Here is a 6539-nt window from a genome sequence, read left to right as displayed (position 1 = left end):
GCGGTGGGTGTGGCGGGTGATGCCGAAGTGAGTGATCCGGCTGGTGCGGCGGTGTGGGGGTTGGTGCGTTCCGCGCAGGTGGAGAACCCCGGTCGCGTGGTGTTGCTGGATGTGGATCAGGACGAGCCGTCCGATGAGCTGATCGCGACCGTCCTGGCCTCGGACGAGCCCCAGATAGCCGTACGGGCAGGCACCGCATACACGCCCCGGCTCGTGGCGACCCCGGCCTCTCCCCAGCAGGAATCGTCGCCCGCCTTCGACTCCGAAGGCACCGTGTTGATCACCGGGGGAACCGGCACGCTCGGTGGAGCGATCGCGCGGCATGTGGTCTCGACGCACGGTGTGCGGAGCCTGGTGCTGACCAGCCGCCGAGGACCGGCGGCGGACGGTGCGCAGGAACTGCGGACCGAGTTGGAGGCCCTGGGCGCCCGGGTCGCCATCGTCGCCTGCGACGTGGCCGATCGTGACTCTCTGCGCGAGCTTCTTGCGGGCATCCCGGCGGATGCGCCGCTGACGGGTGTGGTGCACACGGCGGGTGTGCTGGACGACGGGGTGATCGCGAGCCTGACCCCGGAGCGGCTGGGTGCGGTGTTCCGGCCGAAGGTCGACGCGGCCTGGGCGCTGCATGAGGTGACCGCGGATCTGGATCTGGACGCGTTCGTGTTGTTCTCCTCCGCGTCCGGCGTGCTGGGCAGTCCGGGCCAGGGCAACTACTCGGCGGCGAACGCCTTCCTGGATTCCTTCGCGCAGTGGCGTCGGGCGCAAGGACTGCCCGCGGTGTCGCTGGCATGGGGCCTGTGGGGTGAGACCAGCGGCATGACCGGCACGCTCGACCAGGCCGACCAGGCCCGGATGAACCGCGGCGGAGTGCGGCCGCTGTCCACCGAAGAAGGCATGACGGCGTTCGACGCCGGTCTGCGAGCTGAGGAGCCGGTTTTGGTGCCGGTGAAGCTGGACTTCATCGGCTTGGCGGAACAGGCCCGGGCCGGACATCTGCCGCCCATGTTGAGCGGGCTGGTGCGTCAGCCACGCCGTGCCGCGGGTGGCGCTGCCGTGACGGGCGAGTCCCTGGCGGACCGACTGACGGCGCTGCCGGTCGAGGAGCAGACGACACTGCTGCTGGAGCTGGTGTGCGGAGAGATCGCCGTGGTGCTGGGGCACGCCGACGCGACGAATATCGCGCCGGGACAGGCATTCAGCGAACTCGGCTTCGATTCGCTCACCGCCGTGGAGCTGCGTAATCGCCTGGCCACTACGACGGGAATTCGGCTGCCCGCCACGCTGATCTTCGACTATCCCTCACCCGCGGTTCTCGCCGAGCACCTGCGCACGGAATTGGTGCCGGAGGCGGGTATACGTGACATTTCCGAAGTGGACGAGGCCGGGCTGCGCCGTGTGCTGGCGGCCGTGCCGCTCCAGCGATTCCAGGATCTGGGGGTGCTGGAAAAGCTGGTGGAGCTGATGAACTCCGGGACGGCGGCACCTCAGGTGCGGGAGAGCCAATCGCATCTCATCGCAGACATGGATGTCGACAGCCTCATCGAACGGGCGATGGGCACCACCAACAACTGACCCCGTCGCGGGCTACGGAGGAACTGAAATGTCTGTGTCCGAGGAAAAGCTCATCACCGCCTTGCGCGCCTCGCTCATGGAGAACGAGCAGCTCAAGGAAGAGCGAGACCAGGCCTTGGCGGCCGCGGCCGAGCCCATCGCGATCGTTTCGATGGCCTGCCGCCTGCCGGGCGGCGTCGCTTCCCCCGAGCAGCTGTGGCAGTTGGTGGCCGACGGCGGCGACGGCATCTCCTCGTTTCCGGTGAACCGTGGCTGGGACATCGACAAGGTCTACGACCCCACATCCGGCCAGCCGGACACGTCGTATGTGCGGGAGGGCGGATTCCTGCACGACGCGGACGAATTCGACCCAGCGTTCTTCGGAATCAGCCCGCGTGAGGCGCTGGCGATGGACCCGCAGCAGCGCCTGCTGCTGGAAGCGTCGTGGGAGGTGCTGGAGCGGGCCGGTATCGACCCCACCGGGCTGAAGGGCAGCCGAACCGGCGTATTCACCGGCTTGATGTACCACGACTATGAAGCGGCGGCAGCGGCAGGAAGTCTCGTCTCGGGCCGTGTGTCCTATGCCTTTGGCCTTGAAGGCCCGGCGGTGACGGTGGATACGGCGTGTTCGTCGTCGTTGGTGGCGTTGCATTCGGCGGTTCAGGCGTTGCGGTCGGGTGAGTGTTCGCTGGCGTTGGCCGGTGGTGTCGCGGTGATGGCGACGCCGGGGAGTTTCATTGAGTTTTCGCGGCAGCGTGGTCTTGCTCCGGATGGTCGGTGCAAGTCGTTCGCGGCCGGTGCGGACGGGACGGCGTGGGCCGAGGGTGTCGGGCTGCTGTTGCTGGAGCGGTTGTCGGATGCGCGGGCGAACGGTCACCAGGTGCTCGCGGTGGTGCGCGGGAGCGCGGTGAATCAGGACGGTGCGTCGAACGGCATCACGGCACCGAATGGTCCGTCGCAGCAGCGGGTGATCCGGCAGGCGCTCGCCAATGCCCGGTTGACCGGGGCGGACATCGATGTGGTGGAGGCGCACGGTACGGGTACGTCGCTGGGTGACCCGATCGAGGCGCAGGCGTTGCTGGCGACGTACGGGCAGGAGCGTGCGGCGGATCGTCCGCTGTGGTTGGGGTCGTTGAAGTCGAACATCGGGCATGCGCAGGCTGCGGCGGGTGTGGCCGGGATCATCAAGATGGTCGAGGCGATGCGGCACGGTGTGCTGCCGAAGACCCTGCACGTCGATGCGCCGTCGCCGAAGGTGGATTGGTCGGCGGGTGCGGTGGAGCTGCTGACGGAGTCGCGTGAGTGGCCGGAGGTGGATCGGCCGAGGCGTGCGGCGGTGTCCTCGTTCGGCATCAGCGGGACGAACGCGCACGTGGTGCTGGAGGCCGCTCCCGAGGAAGACGTTGCTGAGCGGGTTGTTTCCGGTGCTGTGGTGCCGCTGATTCTGTCGGGGAAGTCTGCGGAGGCGGCGGGCGCGCAGGCGGAGCGGCTGGCGGCCTATCTGGAGGCTGACGGCGCCGTGAGCTTGACGGACATCGCTTACTCGTTGGCGGTGTCGCGGGCGCACTTTGACCACCGCGCGGTGGTGGTGGCGGACTCTGCCGATGCGGTACGGGACGCCCTGGCCACGGTACGCGGCGAGGAGGTGGTCACTGGCCGGTTGGGTGTGGTCTTCACCGGTCAGGGGTCGCAGCGGGTCGGTATGGGGCGTGAGCTGTACGCGGCGTACCCGGTGTTCGCGGAGGCGTTCGATGCGGTGTGCGCTGCCGTGGATGGGCTGCTCGGCCGGTCGTTGAAGGAGGTCGTCTTCGGCGAGTCCGAGCTGCTGGACGAGACGGGTTTCGCGCAGCCTGCCTTGTTCGCGGTGGAGGTGGCGCTGTTCCGGCTGGTGGAGTCGTGGGGTGTGCGGCCTGACTTTGTCGCGGGGCATTCGATCGGTGAGGTTGTGGCCGCGTATGTGGCGGGTGTGTGGTCGTTGGAGGATGCGGCGGCGTTGGTGGTGGCTCGGGGCCGCCTGATGCAGGCGCTCCCGGCGGGCGGTGTGATGGTGGCCGTCGAGGCCACCGAGGATGAGGTCGCCCCGCTGCTGACGGATGGTGTGAGTATCGCGGCCATCAACGGTGCGACGTCGCTGGTGCTGTCCGGCGTCGAGGGTGCGGTCATGGCGGTGGCCGGACGGTTTGAGGGGCGCCGGACCAAGAAGTTGCGGGTGTCGCATGCCTTCCACTCGCCGCTGATGGACGGGATGTTGGATGACTTCCGTCAGGTCGCGGCTGGTCTGTCCTATGCCCAGCCACAGCTGCCGGTGGTGTCGAACCTGACCGGTGAGGTGGCCGAGCCTGCGCGCCTGTGCTCGCCGGAGTACTGGGTCGAGCACGTGCGTGGCACGGTCCGCTTCGCCGACGGTGTGGAGGCCCTGCGGAAGCAAGGAGTGGCCACATTCCTGGAGCTGGGCCCGGACGGTGTTCTGACCGCGATGGTGGGGCAGGACGGCGTGCCGACCCTGCGTCCCGATGTGGCCGATGAACGCCGCGCGCTGGTCACCGCCGTAGGACGACTGCACGTCCGCGGGGTTGCGGTTGACTGGGAGCAGGTGTTCGCGGGGATGGGCGCGCGTCGCGTCGACCTGCCGACGTACGCCTTCCAGCGGCAGCGCTTCTGGCTGACGTCCGGCGTCCCGGCGGCCGATGGAGCATTGGCCGCCGAGCACCCCTTGCTCAGCACGGTGGTGGCCGTACCGGACACCGGTGGTGTGCTGTGCACCGGTCGGCTCTCCCTGACAACGCAGCCCTGGCTGGCCGATCACGTCGTATCGGACGTGGTTATGCTGCCCGGCACCTGTCTGGTCGAGCTGGCGATCCGTGCTGGGGATGAGGTCGGCGCCGGATCGCTGCGGGAGTTGGTGATCGAGGCGCCGTTGGTGGTGCCGGACTCGGGTGCCGTGCGCGTGCAGGTCTCGGTGGGAGGCGCGCAGGCTGATGGCGTGCGTTCGGTCGCGGTGTACTCGCGGCCCGACGACGCGGTGTCCGAGACACCGTGGACTCGCCACGCCAGCGGCCAGCTCGCGAGCGAGGTACCGGCCCCCGCCCGCTCCTTCGATGTCTGGCCCCCGCAGGGCGCGGAAGCCGTCGAGCTGGAGGGTTTCTACCAGGGGCAGCGGGAGGCGGGGTACGCCTACGGGCCGCTGTTCCAGGGGCTCAAGGCCCTCTGGACCCTGGACGGGACCATCTTCGCCGAGGTCGCTCTGCCCGAGGACGAGGCTGAGGCGGCGGCCGGGTTCGGGCTGCATCCGGCCCTGCTCGACTCGGTGCTGCACTGTGGTGCCTTCACCGAGCGGAAGGCCGAGGCCGGGAAGGTCATTCTTCCGTTTGCGTGGAGTGGCCTGGCCCTGCACGCGGTCGGCGCGTCGGCGCTGCGGGTGCGCATGACACCGACCGGCCCGGAATCCGTCGCGCTGGAGATCGCCGACCGCGACGGCGCCCCGGTGGCATCGGTCGAGTCGCTGGTGCTGCGCGCCGTCGCCGCGGACCAGATGCAGGCGGCCGGACAGGCGGCCGGGGCGGACTCCTTGTTCCGCCTCCAGTGGGCGGAGCTGCCGGTCGACGCCGCGGCGAGTGCCGTCGCTCCCCGCCCGGTGTCGATGTCCTGGGACGTCGAGGAGCTGGTCAGCTCCGGTGCGGCGCTACCGGAGGTGCTGGTCGTCGACGCGATCGACGGCGTCGTGACCGCTGAGCGCGCACGGGGCCTGGCGGGCAGGGTGCTGGGCATCATCCAGGCGTTCCTGGCCGCTCCGGAGCTGGAGGCCAGCCGGTTGGTGGTGGCCACCCGGGGCGCGGTCGGCGTGTCCGGCGATGCCGAGGTGACCGACCCGGCCGGTGCCGCGGTGTGGGGACTGGTGCGCTCGGCGCAGGCGGAGAACCCGGGCCGCATCGTGTTGATGGACGTGGACGAGCACCACGACTCGCGCAGCGCGATGGCGGGCGTGCTCGCGGCGGAAGAACCGCAGGTGGCGGTGCGCGGCGGGGTGGTGTGGATCCCTCGGCTGGTACGTACGTCCGCCGAGGCCGACCCCACTCCGCGCCTGGACCCCGACGGCACGGTGCTGATCACGGGCGGCACCGGGACGCTGGGCGGTCTGGTGGCCCGCCGTCTCATCACCCAACACGGCGTGCGCAAACTGCTGTTGGTGAGTCGCCGGGGCCCGGAGGCCCAAGGCGCCGAAGAGCTGACGGCCGACCTGGAGCAGCTCGGCGCGGATGTCACCGTCGTGGCGTGTGACGTATCGAAGCGTCGAGCGGCGAAGAAGCTTCTTGCGGGCATCCCGGCGGATGCGCCGCTGACGGGTGTGGTGCACACGGCGGGTGTGCTCGATGACGGTGTGATCGCGAGCCTGACGCCGGAGCGGCTGGGTGCGGTGTTCCGGCCGAAGGTCGACGCGGCGCTGATGCTGCACGAGCTGACGCGTGACCTGGACCTTTCGGCGTTTGTGGTGTTCTCCTCCGCGGCCGGAGTGGTCGGCGGTCCGGGGCAGGGCAACTACTCGGCGGCGAACGCCTTCCTGGACGCGTTCGCGCAGTGGCGTCGGGCGCAGGGGCTGCCCACGGTGTCCCTGGGGTGGGGGCTCTGGGCGCAGTCCGGCGGCATGATCGAGGCGATGAGCGAATCCGACCAGGCCCGGATGGGGCGTGGCGGGGTGCAGCCGCTCTCCTCCGACGAGGGCATGGCGCTCTTCGACATCGGCCTGAGCACGGACGACTCGGTGCTGGTGCCGGTGAAGTTCGACTTCGCCGCCCTGACGGCACAGGCCCAGGCCGGCCGACTCCCGTCCATCCTGCGCGGGCTGGTCCGCCAGCCACGACGGACCGCCCAGTCCACCGCCGCCACGACGCAGCACGACTCCCTGGCCGGTCGGTTGTCGGGGTTGTCGCGTGCGGAGCAGGGGCGGGTTCTGGTGGATGTGGTGTGTGGTGAGGTGGCGGTGGTGTTGG

Annotated in this window: 1 protein-coding gene and 1 pseudogene; both read left to right on the top strand. The window is 69.9% G+C overall.

Annotated elements, in window-relative coordinates:
- Window positions 1-1338, top strand: a pseudogene (locus tag ACH4TL_RS45685) (type I polyketide synthase); the annotation flags it as partial.
- Between the two features lie 262 nt (window positions 1339-1600).
- Window positions 1601-6539 (top strand): type I polyketide synthase (locus ACH4TL_RS45680; RefSeq protein WP_398425540.1); only part of this gene is annotated, 4939 nt, incomplete at its 3' end.

The organism is Streptomyces sp. NPDC021115 (assembly GCF_044333065.1).
In the GTDB taxonomy this organism is placed as follows: domain Bacteria; phylum Actinomycetota; class Actinomycetes; order Streptomycetales; family Streptomycetaceae; genus Streptomyces.
This window is presented reverse-complemented; position numbering and strand designations above follow the sequence as displayed.